The sequence below is a fragment of the Oleiphilus sp. HI0086 genome (genome assembly GCF_001635225.1).
Genome location: NZ_LWFZ01000982.1, coordinates 1 through 1,372, shown reverse-complemented (window position 1 = coordinate 1,372; position 1,372 = coordinate 1). Strand labels below are relative to the sequence as shown.

Genomic DNA, 1,372 nt, shown 5'->3' with positions numbered 1-1,372 from the left:
GTATCGCTGGCCGTTGCCGTGATTCTGTTTGAGGGTAGCCTTACTCTTAAATTTCAGGAGCTACGTGAACACGGCAAGATGGTTCGCAACCTTCTAATGTCTGGTGTAGTTGTTACTTGGTCTATCGGAACCATTGCCAGCCGTTATCTAGTTGACCTGTCTTGGCCGGTCGCAACCTTATTTGGTGCAATTGTGGTGGTTAGTGGGCCTACGGTGATCATGCCGTTATTACGATCGGTTCGACCCAATGCCCGAATTACCAATATTCTTAAGTGGGAAGGAATCGTAGTCGATCCGATAGGAGCGCTACTGGCTGTTTTGGTATTTGAATTTATTGTATCCAGCGGTATGAGCAAAAGCCTGGCCTTTGAGCATGTCTTGCAGACTTTTGGTTCGACCTTGGTGTTGGGGGTGGTCTTAGGCTGCTCTTCAGGTTATTACTTGGGGAGAGCATTAAGAAGTCATTGGTTACCCCAGTTCTTGCAAAATGCCGGAACACTGACGTTTATGTTGGGTATCTTCGCATTTTCTAACTTTTTGGTTCACGAGTCGGGTCTTTTGACAGTGACCATTATGGGGATCTGGCTGGCGAACATGAAAGGTGTGCCGGTTGAAGATATTCTCGAATTCAAAGAGTCGCTCAGTGTTCTTCTGATCTCGGCACTATTTATATTGCTTGCGGCAAGAATGGATCTGAGTATGGCTACTGCTTTGGGCTGGAATGCTCTGTGGGTAATTCTCATACTAATGCTGGTGGCCAGGCCTCTTTCGGTTTGGTTAGCCGCGGTCAAAACAGACTTGAGCTGGCAGGAGAAAACCTTTTTAGGCTGGGTTGCGCCAAGAGGCATTGTCGCTGCGGCGGTGTCAGCGTTATTTGCTTTTAAACTGGAGCAAGCAGGGCATGCCGATGCGGGTGCCTTAGTTCCGATGGTGTTTTTGGTTATCGTTGTTACTGTCATTATCCAAAGTATTACCTCAAGCCCTTTGGCGGGCTTGTTAAAGGTTAAAGAGCCGGATGATAATGGCTTTCTATTTATTGGTGCGAACGCCGTGGCGAGAAATTTGGCAAAGGCTATGATCGGCAAAGGTGTCACCGTTATTCTGACAGATACCAGTTGGGAAAATGTCAGGGCAGCGCGAATGGACAATCTGCCAGTCTATTATGGTAACCCCGTTTCAGAGCATGCTGAAAATAACCTGGATTTAACCGGGGTTGGTCATATGTTGGCTATCTCGCCCTATAAACAGTTGAATACTTTATCGACCTATCATTATCTGGACTTAATGGGTGTTGGGAGTGTTCTTGGTTTGCCTGAAGGTGATCAGGATGTGCGCGCTAGTCATCAATCGTCTGAAAAATATGTGCGAACAC

The 1,372-nt window shown here is 47.0% G+C and carries 1 protein-coding gene; it reads left to right on the top strand.

Translation table 11 applies throughout. The features are described from left to right. Positions 1-1,372, top strand: a 1,372-nt coding sequence (locus tag A3756_RS17620; protein ID WP_068554116.1) for a sodium:proton antiporter, incomplete at both ends; no start/stop codon positions are given.